This is a genomic window from Nesterenkonia haasae (assembly GCF_010119385.1).
GTDB lineage: Bacteria > Actinomycetota > Actinomycetes > Actinomycetales > Micrococcaceae > Nesterenkonia > Nesterenkonia haasae.
The window spans coordinates 24747-47989 of record NZ_VFIE01000022.1 but is presented as its reverse complement, the minus strand read 5'-3'; the positions used below and the strand labels follow the sequence as shown (position 1 = coordinate 47989).

Here is a 23243-nt window from a genome sequence, read left to right as displayed (position 1 = left end):
GGTGAGGCATGAGACACGCCAAAATCGTCGCCACATTCGGACCAGCAACAGCAGGATATGACAAGACGCGGGAGCTCATAGAGGCTGGCGTGGACGTCGTCCGCGTCAATATGAGCCACGGCGACTACGACGTCCATGAGTCGACTTACAGCACGGTGCGGGAGGTCGCAAAAGACCTGCGCCGGGCAGTAGCCGTCTTCGCCGACCTCCAGGGACCCAAGATCCGCCTGGGACGCTTCACAGCCGGGCCACATCAGTTGGACGTGGGCGCACGCTTCACCATCACTACTCGCGAGGTGGAGGGCACTGCAGACATCTGTTCCACGACGCTGAAGACCCTGCCGCAGGATGTCAATGTCGGCGACACGTTGTTGATCGATGATGGAAAAGTCAGCCTCAGTGCCCTTGAGGTCACGGACACTGACGTCGTCACCGAAGTCGTCGTGCCCGGCGCCGTTTCGAACAACAAGGGAATAAACCTCCCCGGGGTTGCGGTGTCGGTCCCTGCCCTGAGCGAAAAGGATGAGGCCGATCTTCGGTGGGCATTGCGCACGGGCTTCGACATGATCGCCCTGTCGTTCGTTCGTGACGCAGCAGATATTGAAGCTGTGCACAGGATCATGGATGAAGAAGGCCGACGCGTTCCCATCATCGCCAAGATCGAAAAACCTCAGGCAGTGGAGGCGCTCCAGGATGTGATCGATGCGTTCGACGCCGTCATGGTGGCCCGCGGAGATCTGGGCGTAGAACTTCCTCTGGAAGAGGTTCCACTCGTTCAGAAGCGCGCTGTGGAGCTCGCCCGGCGATGGGCCAAGCCCGTCATCGTGGCCACGCAGGTGCTTGAGTCCATGATCGACAACCCTCGCCCCACTCGGGCTGAGGCATCCGACTGCGCCAATGCAGTATTGGACGGTGCCGACGCGGTGATGCTCTCCGGTGAGACATCAGTCGGCAAATATCCCGTCCAGACGGTCAAGACGATGGCCTCGATCATCCAAGCCACCGAGGTCAAGGGGCTTGAACGGATCCCGCAGCTGGGAACCAAGCCGCAGACTCGTGGCGGCGCCATCACAAGGGCCGCCAATGAGATTGCTGAACAATTGAATGTGCCCTACCTGGCGACATTCACTCGCTCCGGCGACTCCGCACGCCGACTATCCCGCCTGCGCCCCAAACAGCCGATCTTCGCCTTCACCCATGTGGAGCACACCCATAACGCACTGTGCTTGTCCTGGGGCGTTCAGCCACGCTGGGTGGAGTTCGCCTCGCATACGGACAAGATGACTGCGCAAGTGGAGAAGCTGCTGCTGGAAGAGGGGGTGGCCGCTGCAGGTGATCTGGTGGTCATCGCGGCTGGTTCCCCTCCAGGACAGGCAGGCACCACCAATATGGTCAAGGTTCACCGAATTGGTGACTTGCCTGATGGCGGTCTCAGCGTTGAAGCGCTGCGCCGTGGTGATGACCCGCCGACCAAAGAGCCTGTTGGGCCATGGCCTTCGGCAAGCGCATCCAGTGCAGTCTCAGCCCACAGCGCCTTCTGAGACAGGCTTGGTTCGCAGGGCCGGTTAGTGCGCCTGAAGACAGGGGCGTGAGGAGCCAAATTCTCTTCACGTCCTGTGGCAGGTATTGTTAACGGGCTTGCCCGCGTGGCGGAATGGTAGACGCACCGCACTCAAAATGCGGCGATCGAAAGATCGTGTGAGTTCGAGTCTCACCGCGGGCACATTTGTTGCACACTGCATGGACGTCAAATGCCGTTCACTGCAGATGCAGTGCAGCATGTCGTAGCAGCAGACCATCGATGCGAGGGGTCGGGCGGGTGACATCCATGAGCACCGCCGCAGCCGATCTGGCTGACGATGTCTTTGTTGTCAGCCGCGATCAGAACGGTCCAGTCCTGCGAATCGAGGCCGTCGTCGCCGCCGGCGTACCTGGAAAGTGGTACGAACGAGTCGTGCTTGAACAGCACCACGGTGACGCTGATGCCACGTGCACCTGTGCTGATTCGCCCTCCGGTCCCGGTGCGGACTGCATCCACGCTCAGGCGGCACTCATCTCCTCAGGACTGATCCTGCCGCCACTGGGTCCCGGACACCGCCACGCGGAAGAAGCCCCACAGGTTGAAATCGGAACCTCGACTCCGCACGGCGACTGGTTCGACCTCCAGATCACCGTCAGCATTGAAGGAGAAGAGGTAGATTTTGAGGCCCTCTTCTCAGCCCTTGTGCGCAATGAGAGCCTATTTGTGCTGCCATCAGGCACCTGGTTCTCCCTTGATTCGCCCGAATTGAACAAGCTGCGCGACATCATCGAGGAGGCTCGCGACCTCAACGACCCGCGCGCGCCCTTGCGCATCAACCGCTACCAGGTGGACCTCTGGGAGGAGCTGGCGGAAATTGACCTGGTTTCCGCTCAACAGGACCGCTGGTGGCAGGCCGTCCTCCGGCTCACTCAGGAAGACCAGGTGGATGAGCTTCCCGTGCCCCGTGGCCTGCAGGCGCAGATGCGCCAGTATCAACGCTTCGGATACAGCTGGCTGAGCTTCCTCTATGACCACGGGCTAGGCGGAATACTGGCTGACGAGATGGGGCTCGGCAAAACACTGCAGACGCTGGCCATGATTCAGCGGATTCACGAATCAACTCCGGAAGCTCCGCCGTTTCTCATTGTGGCTCCCACCTCTGTGATGTCCAACTGGAAAGCGGAAGCCTCCTCCTTCACACCGGATCTGCAGGTGACGATGATCAGCTCCACTGAGGCCAGGCGGGGCACGGAGTTGGCCGCCGCTGTGGCCACGGCTGATGTTGTGGTGGTCTCCTATGCTCTGTTCCGGCTCGAATTTGAGGACTATGACGGGCTTGAGTGGTCGGGTCTGATTCTGGATGAGGCCCAGATGATCAAGAACCACACCTCTCGCGGGTACCGCGCCGCCCAAAAACTGCGAACCCCCTTCAAACTGGTGGTCACCGGTACCCCGATGGAAAACAATCTGCAGGAACTGTGGGCGCTGACGTCCATCGCCTGTCCGGGCCTCTTGGGCGGACGCAAAGAGTTCGTCCGTGTCTTCCGCGACCCTATCGAGAAGGAACTCGACACTGAGCAGCTTTCACGCCTTCGACGCCGCCTGAAGCCCTTTCTGCTGCGCCGCACCAAAGACCGAGTGGCCGCCGAGCTTCCTGCGAAACAGGAACAGGTACTGGAACTGGAGTTGGACAGCGAGCATCGCCGGCTCTACGACCGTCGACTCCAGCGGGAACGACTCAAAGTCCTGGGGTTGGTGGACGATATGAAAGTCAACCGTTTCGAGATCTTCCGCTCACTGACGCTGTTGCGGCAGTTGGCGCTGGATGCTGAGCTCGTGTCGGAAGGGACCGCTCCATCGGCCAAATTGGATGCGTTGGAGGCTCTCCTCAGCGAGGCGGTGGGGGAGGGGCATCAAGTCTTGGTGCTCAGCCAGTTCACCCGGTTCCTAGACAAAGCGCGGCAAGTGGCCTCGACGTCAGGGATTCCTAGTGCCTATTTGGACGGATCGACCTCTGACCGGGCCGGTGCCATTGAGAAGTTCCGCTCAGGCAAGGCCCCGGTCTTTTTTGTATCGTTGAAGGCCGGAGGCTTCGGGCTGAACCTGGTGGAAGCCGATTATGTGGTGCTTCTGGACCCGTGGTGGAACCCCGCGGCAGAAGAGCAGGCGATTGACCGAGCGCACCGGATTGGCCAGACCCGCAGCGTCATGGTCTACCGACTGGTGTCAAAAGACACTATCGAGGCAAAAGTCATGGACTTGAAGAAGGCCAAATTAGACCTCTTCAACCGGGTGCTTGACGGTTCAGGACCCGCAGATCTGGGGCAGCTGACCGCCGACGACATCCGCGCCATCATCAGCTAGGTACCGCCGCGGTGGTGACGGTAGGATCGGGGCGAATGTAATCATCAGGCGGCATTCGCAGGTGCCGCTGAAACTCGCGATCGTGATCGAGGAGATTTGTGACTGAGGAGAATGAAGCCTCACCTGAGGAGAGCAGTGCCGTCGAAGGCACACAGCGCCGGGTGCTGGTGGCCGAGGATGAGACGCTGATCCGCCTCGACATCGTCGAGATTCTGACCGGGGCTGGCTACCACGTCGTCGGTGAAGCAGAAAACGGTGAGAAGGCTGTTGAGCTGGCCCGCCAGCACACCCCCGATCTCGTCGTCATGGACGTCAAGATGCCAGTGATGGACGGCATCACTGCGGCCAAGATCATCGCTGACGAGAAGATCGCGCCAGTGGTGATGCTGACTGCGTTCTCCCAGCGCGACCTCGTGGAGTCTGCCCGTGAGGCAGGGGCGATGGCCTATGTGGTCAAGCCATTCGGTGAGAATGACCTGATACCGGCCATCGAAGTTGCCGCGGCTCGATTTGACGAGCTGCGCGCTTTGGAGAGTGAGGTCTCGACCCTTGCAGAGAAGTTTGAGGCTCGCAAACTAGTGGACCGCGCCAAGTCGTTGTTGATTTCAAAGATGTCTTTGAGCGAGTCCGAGGCCTTCCGGTGGATCCAGAAGACGTCCATGGATCGGCGTCTGACAATGCGAGAGGTCGCTGAAACCGTGGTCGATCAGATGGGTTGAGAGTCTTCACGCACTGTGATCGACTCGAACGCTGAGCTCTGCAGTTACTTCAGTCAGCAGGTTCAGGACCGTCCGAACCACGAGCCGTGCCCTCCGGTCAGATCTGCTGAGGGCGAGTATGAGCCTGCTCGACCTGACTCCTGTCAGGGGGCGGAGCACCATGCCCTGCCGGGATCGGGTAGTGAAACCGGGAAGCAAAGCTGGTCCCACGCCTGCGACGACAAGAGCCTCCACCAGGCGGTTGTCACGCAGGCGTAGTCTCCGCCTCACTGGCTGCCCTGTGCGCGCCTCAAAAGCCTGGAGCACGGTGTCGAAGGGATATCCCTCCGGTACGCCGATCCAGTCCATACGAATCGCCTCCTCAGGACCGATGGCGGTCGCCGAGGCCATGGGATGCTCGGCTGGCAGTGCGACCACGAGCGGCTCCTCACCGAGCACCGCAGACTCCAGCCGCTCAGTACCGGGAGGAGCGGAGCCGCTGACACTGTGGGCAATGACGATATCGGCGTCATGGGCTCGGGCCCCGAAGTCCGCCTCAGCCAGGTCAAAGTCATCAAGTTCCAGTCTGATCTGGCTGCCCTGGAGACGGCTAATCAGACCAGGCAGCAGTGCTTCTCCGGCACTGGGAAGGGTGCCGATGGTGACTCTGCCGGCTGGTGCCCCGCGTCGGGCATCCAACCGGGCTTTTAGCTCGGCGACGTGCTCGCTGATCGTCTCCGCTCCCGAGGCCAGAAGCTCACCCTCCGGAGTCAGTCGCACACTCCGCGAAAACGGTTCGACCAGCCGGACTCCCCACTCCTTCTCAGCCGCTCTCAGCTGCTGGGACACCGCTGAGGGGGAGCGATGTGTCGCCTCCGCGACGGCAGCCAGTGTCCCGCGGGCGGCGATTTCGCGCAGCAGCTCAAGATGCCTGTAGTCCATAGGAGGAGTATCCCAGAAAGTGAAGTGTTGCTTCACTGTTCGTGTATAAAGATTCACTTGTGGTGAAGGATTGCCCCGATCACACTGGGTCCTATGCCCATCCGCCATGTGCTCCTCGCACTTATCGTCATCGTGCTCTGGGGCGCGAACTTCATCGCGATCCACTTTTCGCTGGAGCAGTTCCCGCCGCTCTTTCTCGTCGCTCTCCGTTTCTTCATCATGGCGGTGCCTGTCCTACTGTTTGTTCCTCGGCCGCAGGTGAAGTGGCGGTGGCTGATCGGCTACGGATTGGGTTTCGGCACACTGCAGTTCTTCGGCCTCTATCTGGGGATGGCTGCCGGTTTCCCGGCTGGTCTCGCCTCATTGGTGCTGCAGTCCTCAGCCCCTTTCACCGTGCTGCTTGGAGCCTTGCTCCTAGGCGAGCGGCTTGGCGGGCGTCGGGCCTCAGGTGTCGGGCTGGCCGTGCTCGGCCTGGCCCTGGTGGGCCTTACCCGAGGCGGAGCGGACGGATGGATCCCGTTCCTCCTCGTCGTACTTGGCGGATTCGGATGGGCATTGGGGAATCTCGCCTCCCGTCAGGCACAGGCGCCTCAGCCGTTGCGTTTGGTGCTGTGGATGTCGGTGATTCCACCGCTGCCTATGTTCGCGCTGTCCCTGGCAGTAGAGGGTCCAGAGGAAGTCGCTGTGGCCGTAACCACCTCATTCACCACAACTGCGGCTCCGGCGTGGTGGGGGCTGGCGTTCACCATCATCTGCGGCACGATCGTCGGTTCCGGGATATGGGTGTGGCTGATGGGTCGGCACCCAGCTGGAACAGTAGCGCCCTTCTCCATGCTGGTCCCAGTGGTAGGCATTGTCCTGGCCTGGATGGTGCTGGGTCAGACCCCGGCAGTCGGTGAGATTTTCGGTGGCGCGCTGGTGCTTGCAGGTGTCCTCTGGGCCAACGGGCGCCCCCTGCGGCTTCCCCCTGAACGCTAGGCGTCATGGGCCGCGCTCCCAGCTGATTACCAGGCACGGTGGGACACCACCCGGTTCCCACGTTGTGAGACGCGCTTGGTGGGCTATGAGTCAGTCGAAACTCCGGCGTAATATGACACACATGTCCGCACCCACTGAGCGCACCACCGCTGATCACCCCGTCGCTGTTCCTCCTACACCCGTCACCGGTCCATCCAGTCCGGAGAAGCCACGATCCTGGCAAGTGACTGACGGTTACACTCGCGCGCCGGCCCGAGGCATGCTGCGGGCAGTGGGCATGGGAGACGACGATTTCGCCAAAGCGCAGATCGGAATCGCCAGTTCCTGGAACGAGATCACCCCCTGCAACCTCTCTCTGGACCGTTTGGCCAAAGCGTCTAAGGAAGGCGTTCACGCCGGGGGCGGCTACCCGATGGAGTTCGGCACCATCAGCGTCTCTGACGGCATCTCCATGGGCCATGAGGGGATGCACTATTCGCTGGTGTCCCGCGAAGTCATTGCAGACTCGGTGGAGACTGTCATGCAGGCAGAACGCCTCGATGGATCGGTGCTGCTCGCTGGGTGTGACAAGTCGCTGCCGGGCATGCTGATGGCAGCGGCCCGTCTCGACCTCGCCAGTGTCTTCCTCTACGCCGGTTCGATCATGCCCGGTGTGGCGCGGTTCAAAGACGGCACCGAGCGGGAAGTGACGCTCATCGACGCCTTTGAAGGTGTCGGCGCCTGCGCCCGCGGGACCATCACCGAGGAGGACCTCGACGTCATTGAACGTGCCATCTGCCCAGGCGAGGGCGCCTGCGGCGGCATGTACACCGCCAACACCATGGCATGCATCGGTGAGGCCCTGGGTCTCTCGCTCCCGGGATCGGCTGCTCCGCCCAGCGCAGATCGACGCCGCGACTACTACGCCCATAAGTCGGGAGAAGCAGTGGTAGAGCTGCTTCGCAAGGGAATCACCACTCGGGACATCCTCACCCGCGAATCCTTCGAAAACGCCATCGCTGTCACCATGGCCTTCGGCGGTTCCACCAATGCAGTGCTGCATCTTCTGGCCATCGCTCGGGAAGCTGAAGTGGACCTGGAGCTGGAGGACTTCAACCGGATCGGCGATAAGGTCCCTCACCTGGGGGACCTCAAGCCTTTCGGCCAGCACGTAATGGTCGACGTCGACCGCGTCGGAGGTGTGCCTGTGGTGATGCGCGCCCTACTCGACGCGGGGCTGCTCCATGGAGACTGCCTCACGGTGACCGGAAAGACCGTCGCCGAGAACCTCGCTGAGATCAACCCGCCGGATATTGATGGGAAGATCATTCGGACCCTGGACAATCCGATTCACCACAACGGCGGCATCGCAGTGCTGCGCGGCAGCCTGGCGCCGGAAGGTGCCGTCGTGAAGTCCGCCGGCTTCGACGCTGAGATCTTTGAGGGAACCGCCCGCGTGTTCGAACGTGAACAACAGGCGCTGAAGGCGCTCGAAGAGGGCAGAATCCAGTCCGGCGACGTCGTCGTCATCCGCTATGAGGGGCCCAAGGGTGGGCCTGGAATGCGGGAGATGCTGGCGATCACTGGTGCCATCAAGGGCGCTGGTTTGGGCAAGGATGTGCTGCTCATCACCGACGGTCGTTTTTCTGGAGGCACCACAGGTCTGTGCATTGGGCACATCGCACCGGAGGCCGTTGACGGTGGTCCCATTGCGTTCATCGCCGACGGTGACACGATCCGTGTGGACATCGCCGGACGAACCATTGACCTGCAGGTCGACGAGGCGGAACTTGAGACTCGCCGAGCTAGCCCGGACTGGCAGCCGCTTCCTCCCTATGTGACGACCGGAGTGTTGGGCAAGTACGCCAAACTGGTGCGCTCAGCGGCTGAGGGCGCCTACTGCGGTTAGGTCCGGGTGGAGTGCAGCTCTGGCCTGTCTTCAGCTAACCGATGAGGGGGGCCAGGGCCTCCAGCTCGTGGGGTGAGAGGCGGTCCTTGTAAAACCGGTAGATGTTTTCCGTGGCTGTCCTGCGGGCCCCGGCGGTGTCCCCGGCCCGGATGCGCTCAGTCAGTGTCGCGGCATCCTGCGCCGAACAGCGCAGCCGGGCCTCCAGTGCGGGGGCCTCCGTCTCTTCCCCTAGCCGTTGCCGAGCGACGGTGGTCAGAGCCTCATCAACCGCCTGGCCTGTTGCCTGGAGAAGCTGGTTGCCCGATGCTGCCCGAATGGCCGAATGGAAATTCGACAGCACCTCCCCGAACTCCTCCGAGATCTCAGCGGTGGACTTCGCACCGCCGGTCCTCTCGGCCAAATCAGTCAGATCCAATGCGCGCGCTGCGATACGGCGCTTCGCACTGTCGTCATCGGCGGCCGCAGCCAGCAGTGATGCTTGACCTTCAAGAAGGAGGCGGAACTGGATCAGTTCCGCCCGAGTAGTTCCCTCTTGATGAGTCATGCGCGCAAGCGGGCGTTCCAGTGCCTGTGGGGTGAACGGCAGGACTTCGGCTCCGCGGGGGTCCCCGGCACGAGTGTTGACGACTCCAGTAGCGTGTAGCACTCGCATGGCTTCCCGAACGGTGGGCCGGGAGACGGAGAAAGTCTCCATCAGCTTTCGCTCCCCGGGAAGCCGGTCGCCGGGATGAAGCCGACCTTCTCTGATTCCGGCTTCGATCTGATCCACGATCATTTCGTAGGAGTTCAGCTTTTTCACAGGTTCGAATTGCATCTAGGACGCACCTTCTCGCAGACGGGGGATCGCGGCGACAAGCTCGGCGGTGTACGGATGGTGAGGTGACTCCATCACAGCATCAGCCGGTCCGCACTCTATGACGCGCCCGCCGTTCATGACCGCCACCACGTCACAGGTATGCCGCACTACATTCAGATCATGCGAGACGAATACTAGCGTGAGCTGGTACTCATCGACCAAGTCATCGAGCAGGTTGAGAACCTGTGCCCGTACTGAGACGTCGAGTGCGGAGACCGCCTCATCGGCGATGAGAATCTTAGGCCGGGTGACCAGGGCGCGGGCGATAGCAATGCGCTGACGCTGGCCTCCGGAGAACTCATGCGGATACTTCTCCGCAGAGCCCGCCGGCAGCCCTACCTGTTCAAGCAGCTCGTCCACTCGGAAGCGGCGCTCGGCACGACTTGCTCGATGCATCGGTTCTGCAATGATCTCCGTTACATTCATGCGCGGATCGAGTGATCCCATCGGGTCTTGAAATACCAGCTGCATCGATTCGCGCAGCCAGCGAAGCTGCCGTTCCGGACGGCCGACGATCGAGCTTCCCGACACCTCGATACTGCCTGTAGTGGGTTCATCGAGTGCGGTGAGCAGGCGCAGGAGTGTGGACTTTCCGCAGCCAGATTCGCCGACAATGCCGAATCGCTGTCCAAGCGCCACGTCGAACGAGACCCCGCGCAGTGCCTGGACAGGGTTATTGCGACCGAAGAGCCGCGGTTTGCCATAGGTTCGGGTCAGATCGCGCACGCTGATCACAGGGTCGTCGACGCGGTTGAACACCGGTGCCTCGCCCCCGGAGGTCATCGTGAGATGCTCAACCCTCGGTTGATGCCGCTCCGTGGCGGTCCTTGGTGGCGGAGCGGATGTGGGTTCGAAACTCTCCTGAGTCCCTGCTTCGTCTGCGCTGGCGGATTCCAGAGTGACTAGTCGTTGGGTGCCAGGGTGGGTCTCCAGGCTGGAGGCGGCCAAGAGGGAACGGGTGTAAGGGTGTTCAGGCGCCGTGAACACACGTTCCATGGGACCACTTTCGACTATTCGGCCATGACGCATGATGATGACGCGATCGCACACTTCCGACACCACGCCGAGATCATGAGTGATGAAGAGGAGAGATGAACCGGCACTTTCTACCTGCTCGGCCATGAGGTTCAGCACTCGCTTCTGCACGGTGACATCCAGCGCTGTGGTGGGTTCGTCCGCCAGAAGCAGATCCGGGCCGTTCGCCATTGCCATGGCGAGCATAATGCGTTGCCGTTGGCCTCCGGACATCTGATGAGGGTAGACCGTCGCAGTGTGGACGGGGTTGGGAATCTGAACTGAGGACAGCAGCTGGACCACCTCTGCCTTGAGGTCCTTAGTCTTTGGTCGATGCAGCCTGATCACCTCGGAAAGCTGGTCGCCAACTTTCATCAGTGGGTTCAGTGCAGTCATCGGTTCTTGGAAGACCATTGAGAGGCGGTTGCCGCGAATGCCGGAGAGTTTGTTCTCATCAGCACTCAGCAGGTTATGTGCATGAGTCTCGGCCTCGGGAGATACCGGCTCCTGGGGGATGTGGTGGAACATGATGCGGCCTTCGGCACTCAGCCCGCCGTCTAACAGCCCAATGATTGATAAACACGTCAGTGACTTTCCTGACCCTGACTCGCCGATGAGGCCGACACGCTCGCCACGAAATATCTCGAAGCTGATGCCGTGAACCAGCTGATCGCTTCCGGCGCTGACAGTGAGATTCTCAACGCTGAGCAGTTTGTGTGTGAGGTCGACGGTCAACGTGTCACTTCCATTCTGGGATCGAATCGGTCCCGAAGTCCGTCACCGAGGAGATTGAATCCCAACACCGCGATAGCGACGGCCATACCAGGCCAGAGAACTGTGAGCGGGGCGATCTGCAGCACAGACTGACCGTCCTGGAGCATACGGCCCCAGGAGGCTGCGGGTGGGGGAGTCCCCAGACCCAGGAAGCTCAACGCCGCCTCAGCGAGAATGGCGATGGCGAATCCGACACTCGCTTGGACGATGAGAATTCCACGAATATTCGGAAGCACATGGCGTACCGCCAGGTAGAGAGGGCCCCGTCCGGCTGCACGAGCTGCAAGAGAGTATTCCCTGCTCAGCACCTGTAGGGTGCCGGAGCGGACCACTCGAGCTACCCCAGGTGCAAGACCCAGCCCGAGGGCGATGACGGCCGTAAGCGTGCTGGGGCCGAAGACGGCCGCAAGAACTATGGCCAGCAGCAGAGCTGGAAATGCCTGCAGAATGTCATTGCCCCGCATCACCCACATTCCTGCTCCGCGGTCTGTCATCGCTGCAAAGATACCCACGGGGATGCCGATAGTGAACCCCACGGCGACAGTTCCCAGGCCCACCATCAGAGGTACCCGTGAACCGGCAAGCACCATCGAGGCAATATCACGCCCCAAACCGTCTGTGCCCAGCCAATTCGAAGGGCTTGGTCCTGCCAATCGGTTCACTGCATCGGTGGCTGTCGGGTCCTGTGGGGTCCATACCAGCGACACAATGGCCATCACAAGCACCAGTGACACCAAGGCGCCACCGGCGATAACCAGCGGGGTGCCCCCTCGACGACGAGAGCGCCTCGCCGTGGTCCGGGGGGCTGCAGTGACTGAGCCTGCGTCTTGCTTCCTCATGAAGCACTCCTGAGTCGGGGGTCAATGACGGGACGAAGCAGGTCCACGAGCAGATTGACCAGCAGCACGAGCACCACAACACACATGACGATCGACTGAATCATAATCAGGTCACGATTGGCGACGGCACGAATAAGAGTTGAGCCGAGGCCTGGGATGACGAACACCGTCTCAATGACGACGGCACCGATGATGAGGTTGGCGAACTCGATGCTCGTGACCGTGACCACGGGCACCAAGGCATTGCGAAGTCCGTGGCGGACCAGAGCTGCACCGGGCTTGAGGCCTTTGGCACGAGCCGTGCGCATAAAGTCCTCACGCATCACCTCAAGGACGGCGGCGCGAGTATAGCGGGCCAGTATGGCGCCATTGACCAAACCGAGAGCCAGTGCCGGCAGTGCAATATGCCGGAGAAAGTCGACCCCGGCGACTGGGGGTTGCCATCCGCCCGATGGCAGCCAACCCAAGGCGACCGAGAACACTGCAATCAGCAGCAGCCCGGCGAGGAAGTTTGGGATGGAGATTCCCAATTGGCTCAGCGCTGAGAACAGGGTGCCGTCGGGCCTGTGGTGCCGGACAGCGGCGAGGATCCCGAGAGGCAGAGCAATGAGGACCGCAACTCCTATGCCGCCGACCACCAGCAGCAGGGTTACCTGAAGGGCGTCGAGAACCTGTGGTGCCACCGGGGTCCTGGAGGCGTAGGACACCCCCATGTCCCCGGTGAAGAACCCCGTGATCCACTCGAAATAGCGCACTGGCAGGGGTCGATCAACACCGAGCTGCTGACGCAGCGCTTGGACCTGCTCCTCGCTCGCCTGGAGACCCAACTGAGCGCGCGCGGGATCTCCAGGCAGGATACCCAGCAGAAAGAAGACGACGACGGATGCGACGAAGACCGTCAGGGCGAAGACTCCCAGCCGGCGAATCACGTTCAGCAGCACGGTTCTCCTCAGAAGCCTGAGCTACTCGGACACAGTGACATCGGAGAGGTCGATTCCCACACCGAGGTCATTGAGGGGCAGCCCGGAGACACCTTCAGTCGCAAGTCCCACGTTGGGAGGGTTGTAGAGCCAAACCCCTGGGGTATCACTGACAATGAGTTCGGTGAGTTCCTCCATGCTGGCCTCATATTCGTCATCGTCCGTCGCCGCGGCAGCCTCATCAAAGAGATCCCGGGCATCCTCTGAGTCGTATCCCCAGTAGTAGTCGGGGTACGCGTAGTTGTTCATATTGCGGGGTTCAACATGGTTGATGATAGCGAGGTCGAAGTCCTGATTGACCATGTTCTCCTCGACCCACACTGCGGGAAACTCCTGAGTTTGGAGGGTGACATCGATGCCAATCTCCCCGAGATTGTCCTGGATCACCTGCGCGGAGGCTTCGGCGTACGCCCGGTTGGGGACATTGAACGTCAGTGAGATGTCATCGACTCCGGTGGAGTCAAGGAGCTCCTGGGCCGCCTCGGGGTCGTATTCGTAGGTGTCCGTGAAATCGATGTAGTAGGGATCGGTCGGCACACTGGGTCCGCCAAGAACTTCCCCGTACCCGGCCGTCGCTGCAGCCAGCACCGCCTCTTTGTCTATGGCTCGGTGGATAGCTTCGCGGACATCGTCCTCCGCGAGTGCCTCATTATCCTGATTCATCGACATCACCACGACGCCCTGGCTGGAGCCCACGCGCACCTCGATGTCTTCTTCTGCCTCAAATGTTTCGAACTGATCGAAGGCTTCTGAGCGCAGGATAGCGTCGACACCGCCGGTACGGATCGCGTTGGCAGCTGCCGAAGCGTCCTCGTAATACACCAGCTCTATACCTGCTACTCCGGCAGGCTCTCCCCAGTAGTCGTCATTGCGTGCAAACTCCATGCGCACGGCGTTCTCGTACGTGACGAACTCGAAAGGACCGGTGCCATTGGCGTCGTTGGCCAGGTCATCAACGCTGTCTGGTGCGAACATGGCACCCAGTGGGCCCGCGAGCCAGAAGAGTGCGTTGTAGTCCGGCTCGGAGAGCACCACGGTCACCTCGTAGTCGTCCACGATTTCCACGGATTCGATGGCTGCGAGAGCTTCCGGAGTGTTGGCCGACCATTCGTCGAGTCGTTCCAAGGAGAACTTCACGACTTCAGCGTTAAACTCCGTGCCGTCGTGGAAGGTGGCGTCTTCCCGAAGCTGAAAAGTGAACTCCTGTCCATCGTCGCTGACTTCCCAGGATTCTGCGAGGAGGGGCTGAACCTCTCCGTCAGCATCGAGACGCACCAATCCCTCGTAGACGTTGTACAGCAGGGCCTCGAATACTGCTGCGCCACCGGTGGTGGTGAAGTCCAGGTTGGCTGGCACAGCGAACATGCCGATGCTGACACTCGCGTCCTGGGCTGCGCCATTGCCGCTGGTGTCAGTCCCTTCGCCATCTTCGGAGTCATCGCCTCCAGCCCCACACCCTGTAAGTGCCAGAGCGCCGATGGCTAAACACGCTGTCAGTTGTGTGCCGGATCGAACCAATCTCTTCATGGTTTTCTTCCCTCTCATCGTGCGGGTGTGCGGTGGTCTACGAGGTCAAGTCGCGGCCAGGGTTGTGAGGCGTCATCGGGACGCTCGGATTCAAAGAATGCTGCTGCAGCCAGCGCGGTGCGGTCTTGATACCGGCGCGCTGCGATCTGCACACCGACTGGGCTCCCTGCAGTGGTAAACCCACCATTGACGCTGATTGCAGGCATACCGGAGAAGTTATATCCCACACAAAAGTGGATATGGGACATTGCCGACTCCACGTTATTCGACGGCATCGGCCACTCCGCAGGGAACGCGGGTCCGGGAGATACGGGGGAGAGGACAACGTCGAAGCGTTCGGTCGCGCTGAGGACTTTGCGTCCCAGGTCAATCTGAGCGTCGTGGGCGGCAAGCGCCTCTTCGGCTGTGATCCTTGACGCGCCTCGGCACCATTCCGCGATGAAGGGCAGTACTTTCGCCTGCCGCTCTGGGCTGAGCGCGGTGTACTTCCGCCAGTGGCTGGCTCGCCAGAACCTGTCGATCAGGCTCACCGTACCGGGCGCGAGATAGGGCGGCATTTCTATGACCTCGGCACCTGCAGCGGCAAAGGTCTCCGCGGCTTGACGGATCACGGAAGCAACTTCGGGATCAACTGCCGTGCCGTCCCCCACGTCGAGCAGCACGCCCACTCTGAGGCCAGCAGGGTTGATGCTGAGATCAGACCAGTCCGTAGCGTCCTTGGGCAGAGACCATGGATCAGCCGAATGCGTCCCCGTCAGAACACTCATGGAACGAGCCACGTCAGCCACTGAGCGTCCCATGGGTCCGATGGTGCGCCCTGGGTATGGCGGATCGACGCTGATCCTGCCGTATGTGGGCTTAAAGCCCGCCACGCCGCACCATGAGGCCGGCAGGCGGATGGAGCCGCCGATGTCTGAGCCGAGGTTGATCGGAGCGTAGCCGGCTGCCGATGCGGCACCAGCTCCTCCTGAAGAGCCGCCCGGGCTCCACTCGGGGTTCCACGGGTTGCGAGTGATCGGATGCGCGGAGGAAATGCCAGAGGACAGCATTCCAAGTTCTGACATCGTGGTGCGTCCCAGGAGGCAGGCACCTGCGGCCAGGGCCTGGTCCGCTACGGGTGCATTGTGCTCAGCCGGGACCGGCTCCGTTGATGCCGAACCGAGTATGGTGGGGTAACCGGCCACCTGCTGGTTCTCCTTCAGCGTGAAGGGAACTCCGTCGAGTACGCCGAGGGGTTCGCCACGCTCCCATCTGCGCCGGGAAGACTCTGCTGCAGCTAGGGCCTGATGATCGAATCTCTCAGCCATGGCACGAAGCGCCGGCTCGTACGCGTCCATTCTCTGCAGGCACGCGGTCACGACGTCTACGGGATTGGCGTCTCCGGCGGCATAGGCGGCACTCAACTGCGCGGCGTCCAGATCGGCTAATTGCGGTGTGGCTGGTGACTCCATGTATCGACCCCGTCAGCTAGAAATGGTGTGCTCTGAATCACAATTGAGTATAACGTACTGGTCTGGCCAGTAGACCACAGGCTGTGTGTCACCGGTGTTTCACGATTCTGTGGGGGGAGTGAATCGGCCGTCCACTGACGTCCACCCGCCGTCGACCCGCAATGTGGTGCCGGTGACATAACTTGCCGCATCAGAGGCGAGATAGACGACCGCGCCGGCGAGTTCTGAGGGTACCGACCAGCGTCCCAGCGCGTTCTTCGTCGCGTAGGCCCTATACCACTCAGGATCGGATTTGATCTGGTCCGTCAGCGCAGTCTCCACGATGCCTGGCGAGATAGCGTTGACTCTGACGCCGACTTCTCCGAACTCCACAGCCGCCGTTTTCACCAGCTGAACCGCACCCGCTTTTGTGGCGGCATAGACAGATTGACCCGGTTCCACGACTTGGTCACGGATCGATGAGAAGACGATGACACTGCCCTTTTCTCGATTGACCATCTGCTCTCCGAAGTACTTGATGACCGCGAAGGTCCCCTTGAGGTTGAGGTTGACGACGCGATCGAACTCTTCCGGCGAGTAGTCAAGTATGCGTTTCCGGACGTTCATCGCTGCGGTGAGAACTACTACATCCATATCTGGCAAATCTTCAGCAGCCTGGCGCACGGCCTCGGGATTGGTGATGTCCAACGCAAGCGACTCCCCGTTCACTGCTGCGGCAGTCGATTCCGCGACGGAAGGGTCCCGGTCTGCGCAGGTGATCTGAGCGCCGTGGGCTGCCAGAGCCAGTGCGGCCTCACTGCCGATGCCCCCGGCGCCAATGATCAGTGCCCTTCGCCCGTCCAGGCGAAAGAGGTCTTTGTAGGTGTTGGTCTCGTCCATAGTGGTTCCTCGTACTTATTCCGGCCGGATGATGGCCATTCGGGTGACTGTCAGTTCTTCAATGGCGAACCGGGGGCCTTCGCGGCCAACGCCGGAATCTTTGACTCCGCCGTACGGCATGATGTCGGACCGGAAGCCTGGAACTTCATTGACGACGACGCCGCCGACTTCGAGTTCTTCGATTGCCCTGAAGGCATTGCTCAGTGAGCGGGTGAAGATACTTGCGTGGAGCCCGTATCGGGAACGATTGACGGCTTTCAGCGCGGCATCCAGATCCGGAACTGATCGTACGGCCACCACCGGAGCGAAAATCTCTTCGCACCACGCTGCCTCTGTCTCTGGCACATCAACCAAAACCGTGGGCTCCACAGTGCGTCCCTCAACGGCACCGCCGCGCAGGATTTGTGCGCCTTCCTGCTGGGCTTTTTCGATCCAGTTCACGACGCGCTCTGTCGATGCTTCATTGATCAGCGGTGCCACCTGGGTCTCGGCATCTCGCGGGTCACCCATACGCAGGTCATCGACTCTCGGCGTGAGCTCGGCCAAGAACTCATCGCGGACCGACTCGCAGACAAGCACTCGCTGCACTGCGATACAGGCTTGCCCGTTGAAATAGTAACCACCCCGCACGACCGCATCGGCTGCCTTGGCAATGTCGGCGTCAGAATCGACGATCAGCGCCGTATTGGAGCCCAACTCCAGGAGCGTCTTTCGCGGTGCAGCGTCGCGGGCGATCTGATGGCCCACGGCGTCGGAGCCGGTGAACGACACGGCGGCAACACGCGGGTCTTGGACCAATGTGCTCCCCACTTCGGCGTCTCCCGTGACCACCTGGATGATCTCTTGGGGGGCTTCATGTGCGGATGCGGCTTCGCGGACCAGAGCCGCGAGCCACAGGGTTGTCAGCGGGGTCGCCGGGGCAGGCTTGCAGATGACCGGGCATCCGGCGGCAATAGAGGGGGCGATCTTGTGACTGGCCAACAGGAGCGGTGCGTTATAACCCGCAATCCCCACAACCAGACCGATCGGCTTGCGAGTCCAGAACCCGAACATACCTGCCCCTGAGGCCTGCATATCAAGAGGAACCGTCTCACCGTGAATGTGCCCGACCTCCTCAGCAGCTGCTGACCAGGTAAACAAGGTTCGGGATATCTCCACCTCGCAGTCCCGCCGCACTTTGCCAGTCTCGGCGATCAGGAGTTCGACGAACTCATCGGAGTGACGGCGCAGCGCCGCGTGGACCTCCAGCAGGATCGCTCGCCGGGTCTCCGAGATGAGCTTACCGACGGACCTCACGGCGTCAGCGCCAGCCGAGAGTGCTTGCCTTGCATGCTCTGGCTGACCCACCGGGGCGTAGGACACGACTGAACCGTCGTAGGGAAAGGTCACTGCCGAGGTCGGCAGGTCTGTCACCCACCCCGGGCCTATTGGCAAGCCCTCGGGGATTGGGGGCATGAGAAATTCGCGGTGGTGACTCATCTGTACAGGTCCCTTTCGCCTGGAGGTCAGTGGCGGTCCTCGTATGCTGGTCAGACCAGTACTGAGACAGTTATAGTGTGTTCCAGATCTCAGTGATAGGTCAAGTCACCGTTATGAGTAGCACTGCCGCAGCCTGGGCAGATGAGAATTGTGGAGGTAAAGAAGCAAATGAGCACACATACCCTGGCTGTAGTGGGCGGAGACGGTATTGGTCCTGATGTCACTCAGGCAGCGTTGGCCGGAGTGCAGGCGGTGGCTGAACGCTATGACTTCGCAGTGGACACCACGGACTTCGACTTGGGAGCTGAGCGCTACCTGCGCACCGGCGTGGTGGTCGACGAGGAGACGATCTCAGCACTCCGGGGCCATGACGCCATACTCCTCGGGGCTGTGGGTGATCCGCGAGTAGCACCCGGGGTCCTTGAGCGCGGGCTGATCGTCGCCCTACGGGTTGCGTTCGCGCAATCTGTCAACATCCGTCCAGTGCGCCTCTATCCGGGAGTCGAAAGCCCTGTCCGAGGAGTGACCCCAGAGAACTGCGACTTAGTGGTCATTCGGGAGAATACGGAAGGCCTGTACACCGGAGGCGGTTCCCTCTCCCACACCGGTTCCGACAACGCTGTCGCCATTCAGAACTCGATCTCGACTGCCGCGGCCACCGCTGACGCTGTGGAGTTCGCCTTTGAGCTGGCGCGGGCCCGGCGTGGCCGGGTGACCCTCTGTCACAAGACGAACATTCTCGTCCACGCTGGCCGGCTGTGGCAGGACACTGTGGACCAGGTCGCATCGCGGTATCCCGACGTCGAGCATGACTATGTACATGCTGACGCGATGTGTCAGCATCTGCCGCTGAACCCAGGACGCTTCGATGTGGTCGTGACAGACAACTTATTCGGAGACATCATCAGTGACCTTGGGGCCACCGTGCAGGGCGGATTGGGATTGGCTGCCGGCGCAAACTACAACCCGAAAGGTTCTGCTCCAAGTATGTACGAACCGGTGCACGGATCCGCTCCGGATATCGCGGGCAAGGGGTGGGCCAACCCCGCTGCGGCGACCCTCTCGGCGGCACTGTGCCTGGCTGGTCTGGGAGAACGTCAAGCAGCCCTGACCCTGGAAGCTGCGGTCGCATCTGTCCTGGCGGAGCTTCCAGCCTTCGCCGGCCCGGATATGGGATCTGACACTGCGGGTCTAGGGCAGCGTATAGCCGACCGCGCCAGCCAGATCGATCCTCATCGACACGGTGCCGATGACAAGTCGCTCATGAGCGCACTGAGTCTTCTCGCCCAGCAGCGCCAGACCCGATGACCGGATCACGGCAGAGGCGACACTGATGCAGAGCCCTACGTGTCCGAATAATGAGACGTACACACCAGGTATTGACGTAGCTGACGCCGGGCGAAAGTATAGGACCATGCGCCAGATGCTAGGACTAGTAGTAGTACCCGTCATTGCCCCCGCCGGGGCATGAACGGTCTGCTGATCTAGAACTGACGCGAACCGATCGATCACCCCGGCACGAGGGCCCCGTACAGGGACTCCGCATCGCCGGGGTTTCGTCTGTGTCGGGGCAGATAGGGATTGGACAGGGACTATGTTAACAACCACAACAGCCGACCACCGGCTCTACGGACCCGGGGGCAGCGTCGCGCCCGAGACTGTTACCGGCAGCCAGGCCATCATCCGCAGCCTCGAAGAACTCGGCGTCACCGACGTGTTCGGCATCCCCGGAGGAGCCATCCTCCCCACCTACGACCCGCTCATGGATTCGGAGAAGCTCAACCACATCCTGGTGCGTCACGAGCAGGGTGCCGGACACGCGGCACAGGGTTACGCTATGGCTACCGGAGAAGTCGGAGTCTGCTTCGCCACCTCTGGGCCAGGGGCCACCAACCTTGTGACTCCGCTGGCCGATGCCCATATGGACTCTGTGCCCATGGTCGCCATCACCGGCCAAGTCAATGCCTCGGTCATCGGAACCGATGCATTCCAGGAAGCTGACATCGTCGGCATCGCGACACCCATCACAAAGCACACCTATTTGGTGACCGATCCGGATGAAATACCACGGGTGATCGCCGAGGCCTTCCATATCGCTTCCTCGGGACGTCCAGGTCCCGTCTTGGTCGACATCACCAAATCCGCCCAGGCTGCGAAGACCACCTTCTCCTGGCCCCCGAAAATGGGACTGAACGGGTACAAGCCCGTCACGCGAGGCCACGCGCGGCAGGTGCGTGAGGCAGCCAAGCTCATCGCCGCGAGCCAACGCCCCACCTTCTACCTCGGCGGCGGCGTCATCAAGGCAGAGGCCTGCGCTGAGTTCGCTGAACTGGCCGAAGCTGTGGGGGCCCCTGTGGTCACCACGCTCATGGCACGCGGTGCCTTCCCGGACAGTCATCCGAACAACGTCGGTATGCCGGGGATGCATGGGACAGTCTCCGCAGTCGCAGCGTTGCAGCAGTCGGATCTTCTGATCACCCTCGGAGCTCGATTCGACGACCGGGTGACCGGACAACTGGACTCTTTTGCCCCCGAAGCCAAAGTCATCCATGCCGATATAGACCCGGCGGAGATATCCAAGAACCGGCACGCAGACGTCCCGATCGTGGGGTCTCTCAAGGAGATCATCCCCGAACTGAAAAACGCTGTGGAGGAAACCTTCGCTAAGCACCACCGCCCGGACCTCGGGCCCTGGTGGCAACGACTGAGTCGCCTGGTGGAGACATACCCCTTGGGGTGGACGACGCCAGAGGACGGCGCGATCGCTCCACAGAAGGTCATCCAGAAGATCAGCCAGGCGTCGGGCCCTGAGGCGGTCTACGTGGCCGGGGTCGGCCAGCACCAGATGTGGGCTGCCCAGTTCGTCGCCTACGAGCGGCCACGGCAATGGCTCAACTCCGGAGGTCTCGGCACGATGGGCTACTCCGTGCCTGCAGCCATGGGAGCTCAAGTCGGCAACCCCGAGCGCACAGTCTGGGCCATTGACGGCGATGGTTGTTTCCAAATGACCAACCAAGAGCTGGCTACCTGCGCCATCAACAACATCCCGATCAAGGTCGCGGTCATCAACAACTCATCCCTCGGTATGGTGCGCCAGTGGCAGACACTGTTCTATGAGTCCCGGTACTCCAACACCGACCTCAACACCTCGCTTAACCCTTCCGGCGAATCGGTCGTGCGTATTCCTGACTTCCTGAAACTGGCCGAGGCGTACGGCTGCGTTGGGCTCCGCTGCGAACGCGACGAGGACATCGACTCGGTCATTGCCCAGGCTTTGGAGGTCAACGACCGTCCCGTGGTGATCGACTTCGTCGTCTCCCGCGACTCTATGGTCTGGCCCATGGTGCCTGCAGGGGTCTCCAACAGCGATATCCAAGTCGCACGCAATATGACCCCCGAGTGGGACGAAGAGGAGTAAGCCATGGCAACCACCCCAGCAGACGGCGTCGCCCGCCGAACTCTCTCCGTTCTCGTCGAAGACGTTCCCGGTGTTCTCGCGAAAGTCGCGGGGCTCTTTGCGCGCCGAGCCTTCAACATCCACTCGCTGGCCGTTGGCCCCTCTGAGATCGCGGGCCTTAGCCGCATCACAGTCGTGGTCGACGCCGACGCGAAACTCCTGGAGCAGATTACTAAGCAGCTGAATAAGCTGATCAACGTCATCAAAATCATCGAACTGGAACCGTCCAACTCGGTTCAGCGCGAGCACTTGGTCATCAAGGTCAAAGCAGATGCGGCTGCGCGTCTGCAGGTGACCCAGGCAGTGGAGCTCTTCCGGGCGAAGATAGTGGACGTGTCCACCGACTCGCTCACGGTCGAGGCCACCGGCGCCGCCGACAAGCTCGATGCCCTACTGTCAGTGCTGGAACCGTTCGGGATCCGCGAAATCGTTCGTTCAGGCTCCCTGGCCATCAGCCGTGGTGCCAAATCGATGACCGAGAAGATTCCATCCGAAAAAACCATAAAGTAAAAAAGACTTCACCCACCAACTCGAGGAGAACACCTGTGACTGACCTCTATTACGACGACGACGCCGACCTGGGCCTGCTGAGCGGCAAGACCGTAGCAATCATCGGTTACGGCTCCCAAGGACACGCACACGCGCTCTCCCTGCGGGACTCCGGGGTAGACGTCGTCGTCGGTCTCAAAGAGGGCTCGACATCGCGCGCTAAGGCTGAAGAGCAGGGGCTGAGAGTCGCCACAGTGGCAGAGGCCGCCAAGGCTGGCGATATCGTGATGATGCTGGTGCCCGACCAGTACCAGGCTGAGGTGTACACCGCAGACATCGCTCCCAACCTGCAGGCCGGCAATGCGCTGTTCTTCTCCCACGGCTTCAACATCCGCTTCGGCTACATTCAGCCTCCTGCCGACGTCGATGTCGCTATGGTCGCGCCGAAGGGTCCTGGCCATGTGGTCCGTCGCGAGTATGAGGCCGGCCGTGGCGTACCAGCACTCATTGCAGTGGAGCAGAACCCCACCGGAGAAGCCAAGGACCTAGCCCTGGCGTACGCCAAAGGCATCGGTGGGGCCCGGGCGGGTGTCATCGAGACGACTTTCACCGAGGAAACCGAAACCGACCTCTTCGGGGAGCAGGCCGTTCTCTGCGGAGGTGCCTCCCAGTTGGTGCAGTATGGCTTCGAAGTGCTCACCGAGGCTGGCTACAAGCCGGAAATCGCCTACTTCGAGGTGCTCCACGAGTTGAAGCTCATTGTTGACCTGATGGTCGAAGGCGGACTGACCAAACAGCGTTGGTCCATCTCCGACACCGCTGAGTTCGGCGACTACGTCTCCGGACCACGGGTGATCTCACCTGAGGTCAAGGAGAATATGAAGGCCGTGCTGAGCGACATCCAGTCCGGTGCGTTCGCCGATCGGTTTATGAACGACCAGCGCACCGGCGCCAAGGAGTTCCAGGAGCTGCGCTCAAAGAACCAGAGCCACCCCATTGAGCCCACCGGACGCGAGCTGCGCAAGCTGTTCTCTTGGATCCCCAACGACGACGACTACACCGAGGGCACAGCCGCTCGCTGAGCGTTGTCACAGTACTAGAGTGAG

The 23243-nt window shown here is 61.3% G+C and carries 18 protein-coding genes and 1 tRNA gene; 10 read left to right on the top strand and 9 right to left on the bottom strand.

Features of this window, described 5'->3' with window-relative positions:
• The first annotated feature begins 8 nt into the window (after positions 1–8).
• The 4 genes from pyk (at position 9) to FH975_RS10825 (ending at position 4605) form a co-directional block, all read left to right on the top strand.
• A complete protein-coding gene (gene pyk / locus FH975_RS10840) occupies positions 9–1541 on the top strand; it encodes a pyruvate kinase (protein ID WP_153078571.1) in 1533 nt (510 codons plus the stop codon).
• A 99-nt stretch (positions 1542–1640) separates the two neighbouring features.
• Positions 1641–1723, top strand: a tRNA-Leu gene (locus FH975_RS10835).
• Positions 1724–1828: 105 nt separating this feature from the next.
• The gene (locus tag FH975_RS10830; protein WP_202923195.1) at positions 1829–3886 is read left to right on the top strand and encodes a DEAD/DEAH box helicase; all 2058 of its coding nucleotides are present in this window, start codon (positions 1829–1831) and stop codon (positions 3884–3886) included.
• Positions 3887–3984: 98 nt separating this feature from the next.
• Positions 3985–4605, top strand: coding sequence for an ANTAR domain-containing response regulator (locus FH975_RS10825; protein ID WP_153078573.1), 621 nt, complete (start codon positions 3985–3987; stop codon positions 4603–4605).
• Between the two features lie 6 nt (positions 4606–4611).
• Here FH975_RS10825 and FH975_RS10820 read toward each other — a convergent pair whose 3' ends face one another.
• The gene (locus FH975_RS10820; protein WP_162321368.1) at positions 4612–5526 is read right to left on the bottom strand and encodes a LysR family transcriptional regulator; all 915 of its coding nucleotides are present in this window, start codon (positions 5524–5526) and stop codon (positions 4612–4614) included.
• A gap of 93 nt (positions 5527–5619) precedes the next feature.
• Here FH975_RS10820 and FH975_RS10815 point away from each other — a divergent pair, with 93 nt between their 5' ends.
• Together FH975_RS10815 and ilvD are read left to right on the top strand one after the other, a co-directional pair.
• Complete coding sequence (locus FH975_RS10815) at positions 5620–6504, top strand: EamA family transporter (RefSeq protein ID WP_162321367.1); 885 nt, start codon at positions 5620–5622, stop codon at positions 6502–6504.
• Positions 6505–6625: 121 nt separating this feature from the next.
• Complete coding sequence (gene ilvD, locus FH975_RS10810) at positions 6626–8392, top strand: dihydroxy-acid dehydratase (protein ID WP_153078576.1); 1767 nt, start codon at positions 6626–6628, stop codon at positions 8390–8392.
• 34 nt (positions 8393–8426) lie between these two features.
• Here the strand turns inward: ilvD and FH975_RS10805 are convergent, their stop codons facing one another.
• From FH975_RS10805 to FH975_RS10770, 8 genes are all read right to left on the bottom strand, one after another.
• Positions 8427–9206 (bottom strand): FadR/GntR family transcriptional regulator, encoded by a 780-nt coding sequence (locus tag FH975_RS10805; RefSeq protein ID WP_162321366.1) that lies wholly within the window; start codon positions 9204–9206, stop codon positions 8427–8429.
• Complete coding sequence (locus FH975_RS10800; protein ID WP_162321365.1) at positions 9207–10997, bottom strand: dipeptide ABC transporter ATP-binding protein; 1791 nt, start codon at positions 10995–10997, stop codon at positions 9207–9209. It abuts the gene before it with no gap.
• The gene (locus FH975_RS10795; protein WP_162321364.1) at positions 10994–11875 is read right to left on the bottom strand and encodes an ABC transporter permease; all 882 of its coding nucleotides are present in this window, start codon (positions 11873–11875) and stop codon (positions 10994–10996) included. The genes FH975_RS10800 and FH975_RS10795 overlap by 4 nt, the downstream gene beginning before the upstream one ends.
• Positions 11872–12816, bottom strand: coding sequence for an ABC transporter permease (locus FH975_RS10790; protein ID WP_153078580.1), 945 nt, complete (start codon positions 12814–12816; stop codon positions 11872–11874). The genes FH975_RS10795 and FH975_RS10790 overlap by 4 nt, the downstream gene beginning before the upstream one ends.
• A gap of 21 nt (positions 12817–12837) precedes the next feature.
• Positions 12838–14382, bottom strand: a complete 1545-nt coding sequence (locus FH975_RS10785) for an ABC transporter substrate-binding protein (protein ID WP_162321363.1) — start codon at positions 14380–14382, stop codon at positions 12838–12840.
• 14 nt (positions 14383–14396) lie between these two features.
• Complete coding sequence (locus tag FH975_RS10780; RefSeq protein WP_162321362.1) at positions 14397–15833, bottom strand: amidase; 1437 nt, start codon at positions 15831–15833, stop codon at positions 14397–14399.
• Positions 15834–15932: 99 nt separating this feature from the next.
• Entirely contained in the window at positions 15933–16712 is a 780-nt protein-coding gene (locus FH975_RS10775) for an SDR family NAD(P)-dependent oxidoreductase (RefSeq protein WP_162321361.1), read from the bottom strand.
• A gap of 15 nt (positions 16713–16727) precedes the next feature.
• On the bottom strand, positions 16728–18191 hold the full coding sequence (locus tag FH975_RS10770) for an aldehyde dehydrogenase family protein (protein ID WP_162321360.1): 1464 nt from the start codon (positions 18189–18191) through the stop codon (positions 16728–16730).
• A gap of 168 nt (positions 18192–18359) precedes the next feature.
• On the opposite strand from FH975_RS10770, the gene FH975_RS10765 reads away from it, so the two are divergent.
• The 4 genes from FH975_RS10765 (at position 18360) to ilvC (ending at position 23219) form a co-directional block, all read left to right on the top strand.
• Entirely contained in the window at positions 18360–19499 is a 1140-nt protein-coding gene (locus FH975_RS10765; RefSeq protein ID WP_153078585.1) for a 3-isopropylmalate dehydrogenase, read from the top strand.
• Positions 19500–19785: 286 nt separating this feature from the next.
• Positions 19786–21609 carry an acetolactate synthase large subunit gene (locus FH975_RS10760; RefSeq protein ID WP_162321359.1) on the top strand — a complete coding sequence of 608 codons (1824 nt, stop codon included), beginning with the start codon at positions 19786–19788 and terminating at the stop codon, positions 21607–21609.
• A gap of 3 nt (positions 21610–21612) precedes the next feature.
• On the top strand, positions 21613–22158 hold the full coding sequence (ilvN, locus tag FH975_RS10755; RefSeq protein ID WP_153078587.1) for an acetolactate synthase small subunit: 546 nt from the start codon (positions 21613–21615) through the stop codon (positions 22156–22158).
• Positions 22159–22193: 35 nt separating this feature from the next.
• On the top strand, positions 22194–23219 hold the full coding sequence (gene ilvC, locus FH975_RS10750; RefSeq protein WP_153078588.1) for a ketol-acid reductoisomerase: 1026 nt from the start codon (positions 22194–22196) through the stop codon (positions 23217–23219).
• The last annotated feature ends 24 nt before the right edge of the window (positions 23220–23243 follow it).

Bases quoted from the DNA above. Each gene is read 5' to 3' on its own strand.
- pyk (WP_153078571.1), top strand. From the start codon at position 9: ATGAGACACGCCAAAATCGTCGCCACATTCGGACCAGCAACAGCAGGA.
- FH975_RS10830 (WP_202923195.1), top strand. From the start codon at position 1,829: ATGAGCACCGCCGCAGCCGATCTGGCTGACGATGTCTTTGTTGTCAGC.
- FH975_RS10820 (WP_162321368.1), bottom strand. From the start codon at position 5,526: ATGGACTACAGGCATCTTGAGCTGCTGCGCGAAATCGCCGCCCGCGGG.
- FH975_RS10815 (WP_162321367.1), top strand. From the start codon at position 5,620: ATGCCCATCCGCCATGTGCTCCTCGCACTTATCGTCATCGTGCTCTGG.
- ilvD (WP_153078576.1), top strand. From the start codon at position 6,626: ATGTCCGCACCCACTGAGCGCACCACCGCTGATCACCCCGTCGCTGTT.
- FH975_RS10805 (WP_162321366.1), bottom strand. From the start codon at position 9,206: ATGCAATTCGAACCTGTGAAAAAGCTGAACTCCTACGAAATGATCGTG.
- FH975_RS10795 (WP_162321364.1), bottom strand. From the start codon at position 11,875: ATGAGGAAGCAAGACGCAGGCTCAGTCACTGCAGCCCCCCGGACCACG.
- FH975_RS10785 (WP_162321363.1), bottom strand. From the start codon at position 14,382: ATGAAGAGATTGGTTCGATCCGGCACACAACTGACAGCGTGTTTAGCC.
- FH975_RS10780 (WP_162321362.1), bottom strand. From the start codon at position 15,833: ATGGAGTCACCAGCCACACCGCAATTAGCCGATCTGGACGCCGCGCAG.
- FH975_RS10775 (WP_162321361.1), bottom strand. From the start codon at position 16,712: ATGGACGAGACCAACACCTACAAAGACCTCTTTCGCCTGGACGGGCGA.
- FH975_RS10770 (WP_162321360.1), bottom strand. From the start codon at position 18,191: ATGAGTCACCACCGCGAATTTCTCATGCCCCCAATCCCCGAGGGCTTG.
- FH975_RS10765 (WP_153078585.1), top strand. From the start codon at position 18,360: ATGAGCACACATACCCTGGCTGTAGTGGGCGGAGACGGTATTGGTCCT.
- FH975_RS10760 (WP_162321359.1), top strand. From the start codon at position 19,786: ATGTTAACAACCACAACAGCCGACCACCGGCTCTACGGACCCGGGGGC.
- ilvN (WP_153078587.1), top strand. From the start codon at position 21,613: ATGGCAACCACCCCAGCAGACGGCGTCGCCCGCCGAACTCTCTCCGTT.